The 16606-nt window shown below is 65.8% G+C and carries 18 protein-coding genes; 4 read left to right on the top strand and 14 right to left on the bottom strand.

Going from position 1 to position 16606, the window contains the following annotated elements; translation table 11 throughout:
• The 13 genes from ACTIAO_RS14365 to ACTIAO_RS14305 form a co-directional block, all read right to left on the bottom strand.
• Positions 1-560, bottom strand: a 560-nt coding sequence (locus tag ACTIAO_RS14365; protein ID WP_441906900.1) for a response regulator transcription factor, incomplete at its 3' end; no start/stop codon positions are given.
• A gap of 167 nt (positions 561-727) precedes the next feature.
• Positions 728-832, bottom strand: coding sequence for a TetR family transcriptional regulator (locus ACTIAO_RS14360; protein WP_441906899.1), 105 nt, complete (start codon positions 830-832; stop codon positions 728-730).
• 608 nt (positions 833-1440) lie between these two features.
• Entirely contained in the window at positions 1441-2187 is a 747-nt protein-coding gene (locus ACTIAO_RS14355) for a polyphosphate polymerase domain-containing protein (RefSeq protein ID WP_441906898.1), read from the bottom strand.
• Positions 2184-2822 (bottom strand): DUF4956 domain-containing protein, encoded by a 639-nt coding sequence (locus ACTIAO_RS14350; protein ID WP_441906897.1) that lies wholly within the window; start codon positions 2820-2822, stop codon positions 2184-2186. The genes ACTIAO_RS14355 and ACTIAO_RS14350 overlap by 4 nt, the downstream gene beginning before the upstream one ends.
• Before the next feature lie 77 nt (positions 2823-2899).
• Positions 2900-3568 carry a response regulator transcription factor gene (locus tag ACTIAO_RS14345; RefSeq protein ID WP_441906896.1) on the bottom strand — a complete coding sequence of 223 codons (669 nt, stop codon included), beginning with the start codon at positions 3566-3568 and terminating at the stop codon, positions 2900-2902.
• A complete protein-coding gene (locus ACTIAO_RS14340; RefSeq protein ID WP_441906895.1) occupies positions 3565-5016 on the bottom strand; it encodes a sensor histidine kinase in 1452 nt (483 codons plus the stop codon). The genes ACTIAO_RS14345 and ACTIAO_RS14340 overlap by 4 nt, the downstream gene beginning before the upstream one ends.
• A complete protein-coding gene (locus ACTIAO_RS14335) occupies positions 4985-5272 on the bottom strand; it encodes a hypothetical protein (protein ID WP_441906894.1) in 288 nt (95 codons plus the stop codon). Before ACTIAO_RS14335 ends, ACTIAO_RS14340 begins: the two co-directional genes overlap by 32 nt.
• Before the next feature lie 120 nt (positions 5273-5392).
• Positions 5393-5752, bottom strand: coding sequence for a hypothetical protein (locus tag ACTIAO_RS14330; protein ID WP_441906893.1), 360 nt, complete (start codon positions 5750-5752; stop codon positions 5393-5395).
• A 134-nt stretch (positions 5753-5886) separates the two neighbouring features.
• The gene (locus ACTIAO_RS14325; RefSeq protein ID WP_441906892.1) at positions 5887-6936 is read right to left on the bottom strand and encodes a hypothetical protein; all 1050 of its coding nucleotides are present in this window, start codon (positions 6934-6936) and stop codon (positions 5887-5889) included.
• Positions 6937-6941: 5 nt separating this feature from the next.
• The gene (locus ACTIAO_RS14320) at positions 6942-7880 is read right to left on the bottom strand and encodes a hypothetical protein (RefSeq protein ID WP_441906891.1); all 939 of its coding nucleotides are present in this window, start codon (positions 7878-7880) and stop codon (positions 6942-6944) included.
• Entirely contained in the window at positions 7877-8968 is a 1092-nt protein-coding gene (locus ACTIAO_RS14315) for a TniB family NTP-binding protein (protein ID WP_441906890.1), read from the bottom strand. Before ACTIAO_RS14315 ends, ACTIAO_RS14320 begins: the two co-directional genes overlap by 4 nt.
• 3 nt (positions 8969-8971) lie before the next feature.
• The gene (locus ACTIAO_RS14310; protein WP_441906889.1) at positions 8972-10888 is read right to left on the bottom strand and encodes a hypothetical protein; all 1917 of its coding nucleotides are present in this window, start codon (positions 10886-10888) and stop codon (positions 8972-8974) included.
• An 86-nt stretch (positions 10889-10974) separates the two neighbouring features.
• Positions 10975-11718, bottom strand: a complete 744-nt coding sequence (locus ACTIAO_RS14305) for a TnsA-like heteromeric transposase endonuclease subunit (protein ID WP_441906888.1) — start codon at positions 11716-11718, stop codon at positions 10975-10977.
• A gap of 210 nt (positions 11719-11928) precedes the next feature.
• Here ACTIAO_RS14305 and ACTIAO_RS14300 point away from each other — a divergent pair, with 210 nt between their 5' ends.
• The 4 genes from ACTIAO_RS14300 to ACTIAO_RS14285 all read left to right on the top strand — a co-directional run bounded on the left by ACTIAO_RS14300 (position 11929) and on the right by ACTIAO_RS14285 (position 16067).
• Positions 11929-12585: an FAD-dependent monooxygenase gene (locus ACTIAO_RS14300; protein WP_441906901.1), complete on the top strand. Its 657-nt coding sequence runs from the start codon at positions 11929-11931 to the stop codon at positions 12583-12585.
• Positions 12586-12713: 128 nt separating this feature from the next.
• The gene (locus tag ACTIAO_RS14295; RefSeq protein WP_441906887.1) at positions 12714-13967 is read left to right on the top strand and encodes an ATP-binding protein; all 1254 of its coding nucleotides are present in this window, start codon (positions 12714-12716) and stop codon (positions 13965-13967) included.
• A gap of 39 nt (positions 13968-14006) precedes the next feature.
• A complete protein-coding gene (locus tag ACTIAO_RS14290; RefSeq protein WP_441906886.1) occupies positions 14007-15524 on the top strand; it encodes an SDR family NAD(P)-dependent oxidoreductase in 1518 nt (505 codons plus the stop codon).
• Positions 15525-15677: 153 nt separating this feature from the next.
• Positions 15678-16067 (top strand): VOC family protein, encoded by a 390-nt coding sequence (locus ACTIAO_RS14285; protein ID WP_441906885.1) that lies wholly within the window; start codon positions 15678-15680, stop codon positions 16065-16067.
• Between the two features lie 17 nt (positions 16068-16084).
• On the opposite strand, the gene ACTIAO_RS14280 is transcribed toward ACTIAO_RS14285, so the two are convergent.
• Positions 16085-16606: hypothetical protein (locus tag ACTIAO_RS14280; protein ID WP_441906884.1), on the bottom strand; the 522-nt coding region annotated here is incomplete at its 5' end.

The raw sequence follows: 16606 nt of genomic DNA, 5'->3' as shown, positions 1-16606 counted from the left end.
GGGTCACCGTCGAAGTCGTCGTCCCAGACGCCGTCGATGAGGGCGCGCTTCGACATGACCTGGCCGCGATGACGCATCAGGTACTCCAGCACGGAGAACTCCCGCGCGGTCAGCGTGACGGCGCTTTCGCCGCGCCAGACGCGGTGCGCAGCGGGGTCGAGCCGCAGATCGCCCGCTTCCAGGATCGCAGGTCGGGCGACGGCTCCGCGTCGGACGAGCGCGCGCAGGCGTGCCACCAGAATCGCGAACGAGAACGGTTTCGTGACGTAGTCGTCGGCCCCGGTCTCCAGCGCCTCGACCTGATCCCATTCGCCGTCCTTCGCGGTGAGCATCAGCACCGGCGTCCAGTTCTCCTCGGCGCGCAGCGCCTCGCACACCTTCCACCCGCTCATGCCCGGCATCATCAGGTCGAGCACGATCGCGTCGTAGCGCGTCTCCCGCGCCCGCCAGAGTCCGTCGACGCCATTGTGCGCGACATCGACGGCGAACCCCTCGGCCTCGAGACCGCGGCGCACACCCTCGGCCAGGCGCACCTCGTCGTCCACCACCAGGATCCGCATTCCCCCAGTGTGGCCGCTCGACGCTGAATCCGGGCTGAAGCGATGCCCGAGACCGAGTTTCCCGCACGAAACGGCACCAAACACACGCGCTGTGCTGTCGCGGGACGCCGCTCAGCGAGCCGCATCTCGTCGGCGAAGTCGGCGGCCCTCTTGATGGCGGTGGAGGATCACACCGGAAGCGCCATGATGAGCAGTTCGAATTTCGTGCTTGCTTGGAGGTACAGGGTGCCGATGGCGATGTCGGCACGGTCGGCGATCTGCTGCATCGTCACCCGTGCCGATACCCCGCAGCGCGAGCAATTCCCTGGGCGCGGAGAGGACGCGACGCCGCTTGTCCCGCTTCGCTCGCTCCATCCTGACCCATCGCTTCGGGATGCGATTCCACGATGTCCTCCCTTTGACAATCGGGCCCTGCTGCGCCGCGGCAAAGGACACGTGGTCACCCCATCATGCACTGGGAGAGGGCGCGAGCATGGACAACCGCCCACTCGTGATCGGCATCCAGCGCGTTCCTGCTGGGCGGATTCATTGCTTCCAGCGGCACACTGCTGGGCTGACGCCGGCCCCGCGCGACGTCGTGCTCGCCCTCGGAGGCGTTCGGGTCTGTGTCGACGCGCGGCTGGTCACCGACCGCGCAAGGGCATGGGCTCTGTCCGATCGGAGGTGTGCAATGTGGTCCCCTCTGACTGCCTGATGTGGAAGGACGACGGGTGACTTTCCTGTCGATTTTCGACTATGCGCGCGCTATGCTCTGGCCAGGGTGCGAAGAAGTGCTGGGGAGCTATTCGGACCTCTCGGGTCGTTCGCTGCAGTGCTGAAGGGGGTAGTGCCTGCAGTGGACGTCTCGCGCACGAATTCGGGACAAACAATCGCCCTCAGCTCACGGTGCTTCGTCGGCTGGGAAGTAGCGGCGTAGCGTGCGGTTCCAGGGGTTGTGCGTTAGTTCCGGGTATAGCAGTGCCGCGGCGACACAGTACTTGCTCACGGTGTGCGGCCGGACACCGGCGTGGATCAGCATCCGGTCGAGCGACCCGCGACCCCCCATGGATTTCGTCTCGACGAGTACGTCGTCGGGACCATGGTGTTCCGCATCGGCGGCGGAGAAGGCCAGGTCGACATCCAGGGTAATCCGCTGGTCGCGTTGGACCAGGGTGGTGCGCTGGTAGACGGTGTCGAGCACGGGATGCAGTCGGGTGGGGTTCGCCCCAGTGCAGGATGCTACGAACGCGGCACCGGGCGGATCGAGCGTGTCGGGCCGGTCGGGGTCGTGATCGATGCGCCGCTTCACAGTGCAGCCACGGTATCCCTTCGACTTCACTTCGAGCAGGCACTCACCGCTGTCGGTGTAGGTGCGGGTGCGCACCTTGTGTCGGTGGCGTCGGCCCTGCACGTGCTGCCGGTAGAAGTCGAACGCGGGCGAGTCGAAGTACACGGTGCGGTAGTGGAAGCGGCGTCGCCCGTCGATCTCCAGGACGCGGCATTCATCCAGCTCGGTGATGAGCTGTGTCAGCAGCAGCCGCGGGACGAAGTATTTGCGGTCGACCCGGGTCAGCAGCTGCGCCGTCGCGTTGAGTTCGGTTAGTGAGATCGGCGGCAGTTGCCTCACAATCCCATCAATGAGTGTCATGCGGGAATCCGGTCGACGGCGGGAGTCGTACGAACCGTCCCCGTCCACACCTTCTTCTCCGGCTCCTCCAGGCGACGCCGTCTCTCACGGGCTACCCGGTACCGGACGTCGACGACGGTGACATCGCGCACCAGGTCGATGTCGAGCACTTCGACGCGGGTGACTTCGGCGTGCAGTACCTCTTCGAGCGCGGCGGTCAGCGCGGCGGGTGCGGTGATCGCGTGGTCGAGGGTGAGGGTGTGGCGGCGGGTACGGGACGCGACCCGGGGGCTGTCGACGATGAGCATCACCGCCAGCAGCAGCGCCGAGAGCGCCGGCACGATCCATACCGGTGTCGGCCGGAGGCCGGCGAGCAGACCGAGCGTCAGCGCGACGAAGTAGTAGGCGATTTCCTGTTGGGTGATCTGGTCGGAGCGGAGCCGGATGATCGAGAGGATGCCGAACAGCCCGATGCCGAGCCCGATGCCGACTTCCACGGAGCTGAGAGCGACAGTGACCGCGAGGACGCCGACGTTGAGCGCGATGTACGACAGCAGCAGGTCGCGACGCTGGTGACGGCGGAAGTACAGACCGTACGCGAGAATCGCGATGGCGACGAGATCGGTGGCGACCGCGACGATGAACTCCAGTGACATGAGACCACTCCTTCAATCGAGATGATCTCAGACTCCCGCGCGCCGGTGAGACGCTGATGAGCCTTCCATGAGAGAGTTCACATCCGTTCCGGGTTCAGGCGGTAGCCGACGCCGCGGATGGTCTCAATGTCGTCGCCGCCGAGCTTCGTGCGCAGATATCCGACATACACGTCCACGACGTTCGAGCCGGGGTCGAAGTCGAAGCCCCACACCTGGCTCAGCAGCTGCTGCCGGGTCAGCACCTGGTCCGGGTGCCGCATGAACGTCTCCAGCAACAGGAACTCGCGTGCGGTGAGCTCGACCTCGGCATCGCCGCGCGTCGCCCGCCGGGTGCGCACGTCGAGACTGAGCTCCCCCACCCGCAACACGGTGGGCTCTGCGCCGCCCTCCGACCTCAGCCGCAGCCGGATCCGTGCGATCAACTCCTCGATGGCGAACGGCTTGCGCATATAGTCATCGGCCCCGCCCGACAAGCCGGCGACGGTGTCCTCGACGGCATCCCTCGCGGTGAGGATGATCACCGGGATCTCGATTCGGTCGGTGCGCAGCCGCCGCAGCACGCTGAAACCATCCAGCCGTGGCAGGCCGATGTCGAGCACGAGCAGGTCGAATCGGCCCGATTCCGCGTACTCCACGGCAGACGCGCCGTCCCGGACGACCTCGGCATGGAATCCATGGGGCTCCAGGCCCTTGACGATGAACGAGCCGATCCTGGCCTCGTCCTCGGCGATCAGGATGCGGTTCATGCGGTGCCTCCATGTTCGTGCGGGTCGTCGGGTGCCAGGTAGGGCAGGTCGAGGGTGAATGTCGCGCCCTCGTCGGGGCGGGAGTCCAGCTGCACCCGGCCGCCGTGTGCGTGCGCGATGCGGGTCACGATCGCCAATCCCAGCCCGCTGCCGTCGGCACGGTTCTCGCCCGCACCGCGGTCGAAACGCGCGAAGATCCGCTCCTGATCCTCGACCCGTACACCGTCACCCGTGTCCGACACCCAGAGCCGGATACGCCCGTCCTCGACGGTGCCGCCGAGCGAGATCGCATCCCCGTCGGCGGTGTGATCGACCGCGTTGCTGGCCAGCTGCAGCAGCGCCTGCGTCAGCCGCTGCCCGTCCACGAGCGCCGTCCCGTCCGGCACCGCATCGATGGACCAACGGCGCTCACCCAGCGCAGTGGTCTTGGCGAGCGTTTCCACAACGAGATCGGTGAGGTCGACGGGCGTCATCGCGAGGAAGCCGGGCCGGGCGCTGCGCGCCAGCAGAATGAGGTCGTCCACGAGCCGCGACATCCGCTCCAACTCGTCGGTGACCAGCCGCAGCGTCTGCGCGCGATCGACCGGATCGTCGCGCATCACATCGAGGTGGCCACGGATGATCGTGAGAGGGGTGCGCAACTCATGACCGGCATCATCGAGGAACCGGCGCTGCCCATCGAACGCGGACTCGACGCGATCCAGCATCCGGTTGAAGGTCGCAGCCAGCTGGGCGACGTCATCGGTGCCGGACACCGGGATCCGTCGCCCCAGGTCGCTCTCACTGATCCGCGCGGCCGTCTCTCGAACCTCCCTGATCGGCGCCAGCACGCGCCCGGCGACCAGCCATCCCGCCAGGGCCGCGGCGAGCAGCGCGGCACCTGCGATCGCCGCCATCACAAGAATCGTCGACCACGCCTCCTCATACGCGGGCGCGAGGAACTCCACGATCACCAGCGTGCTGCGTCCGGCTCCCTCGGCGCTCTGGATGGGAATCACCGCGTACGCGGCGGGACCCGCGGTGGTGTCGACCCGACCCGACCGGGGTTCAGTCGCCGCTGCGGCTTCTGCAACGAACCCCGGGTCCCGGTCCAGCCGCGCCAGCGCCTCACCGTGGCTCCGCAGGTGCGCACGCCCGTCCACGATGGTGAAGAACGTCTCGGCCCCCTCGGGCACACTCTGCGCCAGGTACGCGGCGAGAAGGTCCGGAACCGACGCGAAGGAAGGCGCCGTCCCGGTTTCCTCGCCGGCGAACGAGCGGAACTTCTCCGCCTCGTGGACGATTTCGGTGCTCGCCGCGACGTCGACCCGTGCGAACAGCGCCCGCCCGGTGGCCAAGACGATCACCGCGACGGCGATCGCGACGATCAGTAGGATCCAGCCAAGAATTCGACCACGTGCGGTCAGTCCGCTTCGCTCAGTCCTCGAGGTCGTTAGCGTCGTCAACATCGTCGTTGTCGTCTTCGTCGTCTTCGCCCGCGGGAGGCGGTGGCGCGGGATCCACCGTTTCCGCACCGGGATCTGTCGGTGGCGCCGGCGGTGAAGACGGCGGACTGGGCTCACTGGTTGGGCTCGGCACGACGGTGATCACCACGCTCGGACCGAGTTCGGGTGGCGTCGTCGCTAACGCGAGGTCCACGACGGCCCACGCCCCTACAGCCGCGACGACGACCGCGGGAACGCCGATCCATACCCACCGAGCCATCTCCTCAGTATGCACGAGCGGGGCCCCGCGCATGCGTGGACTAAGAAGCCTCTCACCTCGAGGTAGCGAGACGGCATCGACCTGCCCAACAGGGCTGCTGTGGACCCGTCTCGGGGGAGCTCAGGCAGACGGTGCGTGGTCGGTGCATAGCGTCGAGACCCACATCTGGATCACGTACTGTCTCGCAGGCCCGCCACATTCCTCGCACGTCTCGATGCTCTCCCATTCCGCGGCGCGAATCGCGTCGGTGAAGTCCTCGTCGAAGCTCGAGGGTTCCTCGGATGGCTGCGCGTAGAAGCTCAGTGCACCGAACTTAGATTTCACCTGCTGCACGATGTAACCGGGAGTGATGCCCGCAAGCGTCGCGTCGAGTCTTGCGAGGAGCGGATACCAGCCAGGTTGCACGTCGATGATCTCGGGCCAAGAAGGCGCAAATCTGTCGATGATGCCCTGAAGTTCTGGCGGGTAGTCCTCGGTCATGTCAGCTCTGATCCCCTCCCGTTGCCGAAGGCAACGTTCCTCTCCGATGCCTTTCGGTCGCGGCATGGCCGCGGAAGCCAGCGACTGATCGGCACCCTGCGAGTCGCGTAACAGCAGGTTATCGGTCTGGACGGTCATGGGAGTGCGAGTTCGTCGGGTTGGAGTGGGCGGTTGCGGGTGGCGCGGGGGCGTGGGGCTCCGCCGGTTCGTTTCCAGCCGGTGTCGCGGATCTGTGCGGGGGTGGCGTGTCGGAGCAGGCAGGCGCGTTGACGTCCGGCTGCGACGATCAGGGCCCGGTTCATGGGGCAGGCGAGGTTCTTCGTCTGCGGGGTGCGCCGGAGGCCCGCGGCGTAGTGCACACTGCGGTGCGCGTATCCGACGATCGCGCGCGCGAGCATGCGGAGGCCCTCATTCGGGTGCCCTCCGCATGCTGCGGCGACAGCGACGGTGAACCTGTCGGCCTGTGTGAGCGCGGAGACGGCGGTGTCAAGCAGTGGAGTGATGACGCGCCGAGTGGTGATCAGGGTCGCCACTCGGATCACGTCAGGGTAGGCGCACAGCAGGGTCTCCTCGTACGACCGTGGCGATGCGAGACCGAATCGCTCCGATCTGGTGTGGAGGGGGCAGGGTTCGGGGGTGCCGTCGTTCCAGGCGCGCACGAGTGCGGCGGCGAGGTTGATCTCGCCGGTATGCAACGTCACACCGCGCTCCCACAGCGTGGTCTTCACTTGCCGCTCGGCCCATTCGTACTCGTCTGTTTCAGGGATGGTGGCGTGCAGATCACGGAAGGACCATTGGGCATGTCGTGTGCAGTAGGCGCCGCCGCGGGCGATGGTGAGCGTTGGCAGGCCACCAGCGCAGAGGGTGCAGGCCGTTCGTGGTGTGTCGAAGCGTCGGCAGCGTGCGCATTTCTTGGGTGACCAGGCGGGGTGTCCGCAGCGGACCCACATGCCATGCTCCTCGAACGAGGGCGTCAGCGCATGTAGCGGAAGGCCGGCGAGTTGCGCGAGCGCGTCGGGCAGCCGGGAGTCGCTGCTGTTCCAGCCCTGCCGTCCGATGTGCCGGATGAGTTCACGGCGGATGTCGGGGACGTCGAGCAGGTGGGTGGCCGCGAGCCGGTCGATGTAGCCATCGCAGATTTCCCCGGCGACGGGTTCGATCAGGATCGGAAGGGTTCTCAGCACGGTGCTCACCAAGGCGACGAGCGGGTACCCGGGGGCCGTCGGGCGTCGTTGTGTCGCAGGAATACGGCCCGCAGCCGCGGCGTAGATTCTCTGACAAGGGTGCCGAGCGAGCCGATGGGCACCGGCTGGCCGTACCGCACCGTGCGGGTGATGCGGACGGATGCCTCACGTCCAGTGGCCTGGAAGGTCTCGCTGATGTTGTTGAGGTCTGATCGCGAGTGGGCGGAGACGGCGACGACGGTCGCTTCGATGAGTGCCACGACCGGGAGCTGTCCGATGTGGGTGTGGGCGAGGAAGCGCGTCGCCCAGGGCTCGGTCAGGAACGCAGTCAAGCAGACCGCCTCGGGGTAGAGCGCGCGAAGTCGCTCGGCCGCGTCGCCACGTCCTTCAACGGCGCCGACGTGTTGCCGGTGGAGGGTGAGCAGTTCGGTGGCGAGCTCGAGTTCGCCGGTGTCGAGTCCGATGCCCCGTTGCCAAAGGGGCCCGGTCAGGCACCGTTCGGCCTGCCCGTACCGGGTCTCGTCGCCGAGGTCGTCGTCGTGTCCGGCGTAGTGCCATCGTCGGTGGCGTGCACAGACGCCGCCGGTCCGCGCGCGAGCTTCCACGTTCTCGCCGCCGGTGCAGCGTCTGCACATCGTGACCGGTGCGGGCAACGGTGCGCATGCCGGGCAGCTGCTGTGCTGCCAGAGCGTGTGTTCGCAGCGAACGAACAGGCGATGCGTATCGGCGTCCTGATCGAGCCGGCCGCGCGGCAGCCCGGCGAGGTCCTCGACGATCCGCGGCACGAGCCCTGGAGTCGTGCGCAGCGGAAGCCCCGGGTTCTGCCTGCGGATCGCTGTCCAGAGTTCTCCGGTAGTGAGGTCGTTTCGTTCGACGAGGCGATGGTAGACGCTGCAGACGGTCTCGCCCTGGAAGGGTTCGATGGTCGCCGGCAGTGCTCTCATCGTCTGCTCATCGCCGGTCCGCGTCTGCGAGTCCGGCGCGGTTCTGCGGCCTTCTCCGTGGCCCATTCGTCGGCGTCCTTCCTCGATGCCAGCACCACCAGGAGGTCATCGAGGTTGAGGTGTTCGGTGCGGTCCTCGATCGCCTGCCGAGCGCACCTTCGGATCGCCTTCGCCATGCGTCCGATCGATCCCCGGGACAGGTCCCGAAGCTCAGCAGCAACAGTGAGGATCTCACCCTCGGGCTGATCGATCAAGCACAGGGAGGCTTCCAGGTCGGTGAGGATCCGGCCCCACACTTCGGCGGCCTCGAGTGTCTCGGCGTCGTAGGCGTCGAAGGTGACGAGCTCGAAGCGGGCCATGATCTGCTCCCCGCGGGCACCCCAGAACAGCCCGTTGGCGGCGACGTCGACGCCGGCGTAGACCATGGTGCCGGGGCACCGTTCGGAGAGCTCCTTGAGAGCGTCCGCCGCTTGTTCGTTCGCCCGGTAGCGCAGGTCGAGGCGATGTATGTCGTCGATGATCACGAGTTCCGTGGAACACGCCCGCATGGTGTGGCTGACGCGGCTGAGGAGCGTCTCGTAGGTGGCGGTGCGAGAGTAGGGCAGCGCGTAGAAATCGGCGAGTTTCTTCATCATCGTCTTCTCAGTCGCGTGCGTGGGAACCTGCGCGAACGCCACCGGGATCAGGTCCCGGCGCGGCTTGGGGTTGCGGGCGCGGCGGGCGTGTTCGTAGGCGCGGCCGAACTCCTGTACCGCGGTGGTTTTCCCGTGCCCGGGCTGGCCGGAGATGAGGACGCCGGATTTGCTGGCGTCCGGTGACCGGTTGTCGGCCATCGCGTTGCGTGCGGCGGACACGAAGCGCTTCAGGGACGGGGTGACGACGCGGGCACTCACCGTCATGTATCGCTCGCGGGCGATGTTGTAGAACGCCCGATCCGTCGATGACATCGCATCGTACTCACGCCGGGTCACAGGGGGCGGCCGCGGCGCCGTGAATTCGACGAACTCGCGCCAGCCTTCCTTGGTCGCATAGTCGAAACCAACTGTGGGCGTGTCGAGATCGAAACCGTCGATCAGATCCCCGAACATGACTTACCCCTCCGGCGGTCGGGTGTATCCGAGCGATGGTCCCACCGGCCACGGCTTCGCCGCCGCCGGGACAGCATAAGGGGCCTCCGCCGTGGGAGGTGTCGCGGGAGGATGATCATCGCCAGAGGCGGTGGCGTCCGCGATCTGGTTCGTGATTCCGAGCAGGTCAGCGTGGTTCGAGAGCGCTCGCTTCCGTTCTCGTGCCGTCTGGAGTCGGTTGCCGGTGTGCATGAAGCGGCGCATGACGTCGTTGAGGTCATCATGGTCGGGCTGGTCGTCTCCGCGCGCAACGGCCTGCGCCCGTGCGATCCGCCAGACTTCCTCCGCCATCGGCGCACCCCCGTACGGGGACCGCCAGGTCAGCGGGATGAACTCGTCGTCGACTTCGAGCCAGACCGTCATCGGGTTGTACGGGTCGACATGGATCGGCCACTGGCCTTGATGGTTGCGGTGCCGGGAGCGGGTGCGTCGGAGCCCGTGCAATTTCTCGGAATCGTAGATGCGGTAGTCGATGTTGATTCCGTAGTGATGGATCGCCCGCCAGCTCGTCGGCAGCAGAGCGATGTAGCGGTCCGCGGTGAGCGGGATGTGCAGTTCGGGGGCAACCTCACGGAACGCGGTCACCATCTGATTCGGGGTCAGCTTGAGGCGCGGGTTCCTCGGGTCCCGGAGCGCGTGGGAGGGCCGGTTCTGCCAGTACCCGGCGATCCAGTCCTCCAGCAGCTCCTGCAGCTGTTCGAGAGTCAGCAACTGCGACACAGGGATCAGCTCAGTGCCTCTCATGTCCGGGCTCTGACCGAGGAAGCTGACCGCGTACTGGGTGAAGAGGTCCTTGATCGTGCGGAACATCCGCTCGACCTTTGCCTTATGTGTCGGCGTGTATTGCGCCGCGAGCGTGAGCGAGATCCCGAGCGTCCTGCAGGCGTCGGTGAAATGTTTGGATACGTACGTGGATCCTCGGTCGGTGGTGATCGTCTCCGGGAAGATGTACGGCTGCGATTCCCGGACGTCCTCAAACCGTTGCGCAAGCAGCTCATCGTCGCCGATCCACGCCTGTGACACGGTTCGACGGTTTGCGCGCACCCCGTCCGGACGGAACGCGTACGGGACCAGGGCGCGGGCGAGAACGACGATGAGGTCGATGCTCCGCGTGCCGACGGTGACGATCGCGGCCGGCACGCTCCGTGATGCTTCGTCCAGCAGAATTGTCAGATCTGGACGCACCGGTTCACCGTCGCACTCGACGAGGATCTCCATCGGCGTCGTATCAATCAACACCTGCTCACCGGGCCGCAGACCGACACGCTTCCCGTGCATGTGCTTTGGTTGGTTGGCCGTCGTCCGACGCGTCCGGGCACTCCCGAACGTGTGGCGCCCGCCCTCAATCAGATCGATCAGCCGGTATAACGTTGCGCGGCTGGGAACCGGTATGACACCGGCGCCGTGTCGCTGTTCCAGTCGCTGTAGCGCGAGCCACATGACGCGCGTCTTCGTCCCCGTCGCCTTGTTCGTCTGTTCATCGATGACCTCCGTGAAGGCTTCGACGAGCCGCGAATCGTAGGCGCGGGCGGGTGCGTCGGCGAGGCCGAAGCGGCGTCGGTCAAGGAGTCCCGCAACTCCGCCCTCCTGCAACGCCTGGCGTTGACGCTGAACCTTTCGCGGGCCGTAGTCGGTACCGAGCCGCCGGTTCACATTGTCGATGATGAGTCGGTTCGCGGCGGCTTTCGACGTACCCTCGGCGACCAGAGACTCGAAGCGATCAAGCTCGTCGAGCCACACGTCGACGTGGTTCCTCTCCGCGCGGTCGAGGTCGTCCAGCACACGCAGATCCAGCACTTCCGATGCGGACACGGCTGAGGCAAGTTCTGCTTCACCCGGCAGGTCGGCGGCGAGAACCTCGACGTCATCATCACCGTCCACTGGCCGCAACGTCAGGTAAGTGTTGCGGACCAGAACGACATGGTGTTCCTCGCCGCGCCAGCGAATCAGGTCCCCCGGATGCACTTTCACCGGTCTGCTCCGAAGCGAACGACCGTTGTCATCGAGAGCGGCCGGTCAAGGTTGACTCTGACGTGATCCAGCCAGATGAGCGCGTACGCGGCACCCTGCGGCGAGTGGACGGCGCCGCGAAGAAGACCGACGAAGTCTGCGAGCGTCATCGACCCCTGAGCAGGCAATGAAGATAGGTCGATGCCGTCGAGCCAGCGCGGGTCTCGGTAGCGGGTCAGGAAACGAAGATTCTCCTGAGTTGCGCCAGGGAGGTCATCGAAGACGAGATACTGCCAACCGAGTGCCACGGCCAATCGCCGTGTGAGTTCGAACACTGCCGCATCGTCGGGTTCGATGTTGGCCTTCTCACGGACATCGACGAGCAGAGCGCCTCCGTCGGCCTGACGCACGAAATAGTCCGGAGCGTGCGAGCGTTTCGGCTCCCGCCAGTGAATCCACATGGGTTGACTGGACACGCTCCGCGCCCGGCCCGTGCGATCCAAACTCGCCAAGAACGACCGCTCCCAGAAGGACTCGAACGGGACATGCTCGCCCGTGGAAGCCACCCAGAACCGACCCTCGAAATAACGCTTGTGCGGGTACGACGGGAACTCTCGAACAGGATCCGCCTCCTCGAACGGAACCTGAGCGGCATCCGCTGGATCGGCCTCAAGCGTGCGACCGTACAGAGAGTACGAGATCGTCGCGTCCAATGCGTTGGTGTCGTCAAGTGCCTCAAGCCACGCGGTTGTCAGAGTCACAGCACGAGCCTCCTATCCGGGGCCCGGTGTCCGCGGAGGTCCGTGGTGCGGTTCCCGACTTGCACCGCAAGTTACGCCTCGTGCACATGAACGCTGGCCAGAACACGCCGACGTCGGACAACTCGGATGTGAAAATGCCAACTCGGATGAGACGACGGACAACTCGAATGAGAATTTGCCAACTCGAGTGAGACCGGACAAGCCGGTCTCATCCCGGTCGGCAGCGCCTCGGCGATGGACGTGCTCTGGTTCCGGCTGGCCAAACGGCCCGGCGAGAGCTATCCGTTCATCCAAGCGGGCGACGGCATGATCATCGCGATCGACCGCGACGATTTCTTCCAGATCGCTCACGTGATTCCGGCCGGGACCTGGTCGGGGAGTACAGCGGACATCGAGGCGATGCGTCAGCGGGTGGCGCGCATCTCGCCGCGCATGGCGGATGCCGTGGCATCCGTCACCGCCGGTGATATGCACCTGCTGCGGGTGAGTCTCAAGCGGCTGCGCCGCTGGTACATCGACGGCCTCCTCTGCATCGGCGACTCCGCGCACGCGATGTCGCCCGCCGGCGGCGTCGGCATCAACCTCGCGATTCAGGATGCCGTCGCCACGGCCCGCATCACCGGACGGGTGCTGCATTCCCGGCGGCCCACGCCGCAGGACCTGCGTGCCGTGCAGCGGCGCAGGTCCTGGCCGACCCGTGTCACGCAGTTCGCGCAGCGACGGCTGCAGGGGCCGCTGCTCGCGACCCGTTCACCGGGAGCTCCGCTGCCGGTGCCGCTGCGGCTTCTCCGCGGCATCCCCGTGATGCGGCGGCTGACCGGACGGTTCGTCGGGCTCGGCGTGCGGCCGGAGAAGATCTCCCGCTGACGGGTGGTGGAACGGCGAACGGTAAGTGGTGAGACGGCGAGCTATGGCTGGTGAAACGGCGAGTCGAGGGTGGTGAAACGGCGAGTCGAGGGTGGTGGAACGGCGAGCACACTAGTAACGTCGTGGACATGAATGACTCGTTGTTCGTCCAGCGACTCGTGTATCCGCGAGTTCGAGAGGCGCTATCCGACACCAGGATCGTCGTGATTCAGGGGGCTCGGCAAGTGGGCAAATCGACATTATCCAGCCAGGTCCTGACTGAGTATCCTGGTGTCTCCGTGACGCTGGACGACCCCGCATCCCTGGATTTCGCACACACTGACCCGACAGGTTTCGTCGAGCAGGCGCCGGATCAGTTGCTGGTGATCGATGAGTTGCAACGTGCTCCAGAACTCGTAGTTGCGCTGAAGGCCGCCGTGGATCGCGACCAGCGTCCGGGTCGCTTTCTCGTCACGGGTTCGGCCAACCTCCTCGAACTCTCATCGACTCATGAGTCGCTGGCAGGACGCGCTGAGCATATCGAGCTCTTCCCGTTCAGCCAGCGCGAGATCGATTCGATGCCGGACTCATTCATCGACCTCGCCTTCGGTCCTCAGTCGCTGGCGTACCACGAGAGCACACTCGCTCGTGACGACTACATCGAGCGAGCCTGCGCGGGTGGATACCCGGAAGCATTGCGCCGAACGTCTGCGCGTCGACGACAGGACTGGTACGAGGCTTATGTGGCACAAATCGTCCGGCGTGATGCAGTGGACATCTCGGGATTGCAGCGGATTGCCGATCTGCCCAGGCTCCTTCGTCTCATCGCAGCGCGAATGGGGACGACAATGGTCTGGACGTCTCTCGCCACAGACGCAGGCATGCCGAGGCGCACCCTCGATCCGTACATTGCGCTCCTGGAGACTCTGTATCTGACGCATACTCTGCCGGCATGGGGTGTGAACCTGACCTCCCGGGAGGTGAAGCAGCCGAAGGTCTTCCCAGTGGACTCGGGACTCGCTGCGACTCTGCTCGGTGCGTCGCCCGAGGCTCTCGGGCCCGGAGCCACGCTCGCTGGCGCCCTCTTGGAGTGTTTTGTCGTCGGGGAGCTGCGTCGACAGCTGGGCTGGGCCTCACAACGCGCCACACTGCATCACTATCGGGACAACCGGGGCGTAGAGGTCGACGCTGTGCTGGAAACTCCGGATGGTCGTGTTGTCGGGATCGAAGTAAAGGCATCGGCGACAGTGCGGGCCAAGGATGCTGTGGGGCTCAGCATCCTGCGGGATCGGCTCGGCGACCGCTTTGTCGCCGGTTACGTGCTGCACACCGGACGATCCTCCGTTGCGATCGGGGAGCGGATAACTGCCCTCCCCATGGACGCTCTCTGGGCCGCCACGTGACGGCGGGAACTCCCAGCCCGCTCGCGTAAAATCAGCCCAATGACCGACGCGCCCGCCGACAGCACGCCAGACCTCGGCGACGGCCTCGATCCTGACGACCTCGCCACCACCCTGCGCGTGCTCGCCTCGCTGGACTCGATGAGCGAACAGCATCCCGACTACATCGCCGTGAGGCGCGGAACCGCGCAGATGTTCAAGGCGGTCAAACGCGCCCGCCGCAAGGAGATCCGTGACGCGATCGCCGAGGCCGACCGGGCCGTCGTCGCGAACACGGCGACCGGCGCGCCCGACCGCATCGACGATGAGACGCGCGGCAACGACCTCGCCTCGAACGTAGATGCCCCGATCGCCGGCGAACTGCTCAAGCCCCGCAACTGCTACATCTGCAAGCAGCCGTATACGCTCGTCGACGCGTTCTACCACCAGCTCTGCCCGGACTGCGCGCGCTTCAGCCATGGCAAGCGCAATGCCCGCACCGACCTCTCCGGCAAGCGCGCCCTGCTCACCGGAGGCCGCGCGAAGATCGGGATGCACATCGCGTTGCGACTGCTGCGCGATGGCGCGCATCTGACGATCACGACGCGCTTCCCGCGCGACGCTGTGCGCCGATTCACGTCGCTGCCCGACTCGGCCGACTGGCTGCACCGTTTCCGCGTCGTCGGCATCGACCTGCGCGACCCGGCACAGGTGATCGCGCTCGCCGACTCCGTCGCAGCCCAAGGTCCCCTCGACATCCTCATCAACAACGCCGCGCAGACGGTTCGGCGCTCGCCGGGGGCGTACTCTTTGCTGGCGGATGCTGAGATGCAGCCGCTGCCGGACGGACCGCTGCCCGAGATGGAGACGTTCGGGCACACCGCCGATCCGCATCCGCAGGCGCTCGCGGCATCCGTCGCCTCGAACCCTCTGCTGTCGGTCGCAGCCCTCGGCGGCACCGTCGCCGAGCAGGGCGGACAGGCGCTGACCGCGGAGGATCTTGCGCGTCTCGCGATGGCGCCGGGGTCGTCGTCACTGGAGAAGCACGCCGACGGATCCGCGATCGATGCGGGCGGGCTCGTACCCGACATCGATCACGTCAACAGCTGGGTGCAGTCGATCGAGCAGGTCGATCCACTCGAAATGCTCGAGGTTCAGCTGGCGAATACGACAGCTCCGTTCCTGCTGATCAGCAGGCTGCGGGCGTCGATGGCTTCTTCCGCGGCGCACCGTAAGTACATCGTGAACGTCTCGGCGATGGAGGGGCAGTTCTCGCGCCGGTACAAGGGGCCGGGGCATCCGCACACCAACATGGCCAAGGCGGCGCTCAACATGCTCACCCGCACCAGTGCCGGTGAGATGCTCGAGACCGACGGCATCCTGATGACCGCTGTCGACACCGGCTGGATCACTGACGAGCGCCCGCACCACACCAAGGTGCGCCTGGCCGAAGAGGGCTTCCACGCCCCGCTCGATCTCGTCGACGGCGCCGCGCGCGTGTACGACCCGATCGTGCAGGGCGAAGCCGGAGTCGATCAGTACGGCGTGTTCTTGAAGGATTACAAGCCGAACCCGTGGTGATGCGTCGCCGCCAGCCTGTCCCGATTTGCTGAGGTCGTCCCGATTCGCTGACGAATTCAGCAAATGCGTCCGCAGATCGGGGCGCGGTCAGCAGATCGGGACACTGGCCCGACAGCTCTCGACAATTGAGCCGCAGAGACGGATGCTGGACGCATGACAGCTTTCACGGCGGATCGAGCGTTCAGCGGTTTCAGCGTCGATGACATCGACGCGGCCATGCAGTTCTACGGCGAGACATTGGGGCTCGATGTCGAGGCTAACCCGATGGGATTCCTCGATCTGAAGCTTCCGAGCGGTGGGTCCGTGTTCATCTATTCGAAGCCGAATCATGAGCCTGCGAGCTTCACGATCCTGAATTTCCCGGTGGCAGACATCGATGCCGCGGTCGACGACCTCATCTCTCGCGGAGTGCAGACCAAGATCTACAGCGATGAAGAGTTCGCATCCGATGAGCGCGGTATCGCCCGCGGCAACGGGCACGGACCGGATATCGCGTGGTTCAAGGATCCGGCGGGCAACGTCCTCGCCGTCATGCAGGCGTAAACGTTCGTCATGACCGTCTAGTGATTCGTTCCTGGCTCGAGCGGCAGGTCGATCCAAGTCGATGACTGTGGGTCGAGCTTGGGCACGTGAGTGCTCGTGATCCTGGCGCCCCGCAGGTTACGCTCAAGGACTGCGAGTTCATGTTCAGCGGTCACATTGACGAGATCGATGAGTGCTTCGCAGACCGCGGTCAGATCCTCAACATGGCCGCTGTGCGAGCCCAGCGTCCAAGACATCCTACTTAGACGTTGAAAGTTCCCCTTGCGGTCGAAATCAGCGACAACAAAGCTCTCGGTGTGGTCGACCCGGTGGCCCACATGGCGGTTCCGGAGCGCGATGAGCTTGTCGTGCTTTTCTCTCAGCGAATGTGGGAGTTGCTGAGCGTGGTCTGCGATCGTACGTCGTCGGGAGGAGCCTTGCGCCGAGCGCCCATTTCCGAAACAGCGTCCATAGGCAATGAGTGCCGATTCATACAACGCCGAACGCATATCTGAATCATCTGCTAGCGCCGCATATGCCTGCGTGCGGGTCAGTACCTC

Origin of the sequence: Microbacterium sp. (assembly GCF_052099035.1) — a bacterium.
GTDB lineage: Bacteria > Actinomycetota > Actinomycetes > Actinomycetales > Microbacteriaceae > Microbacterium.
The sequence above is the reverse complement of the archived record's forward strand: the minus strand, read 5'-3'. Positions and strand labels throughout refer to the sequence as shown.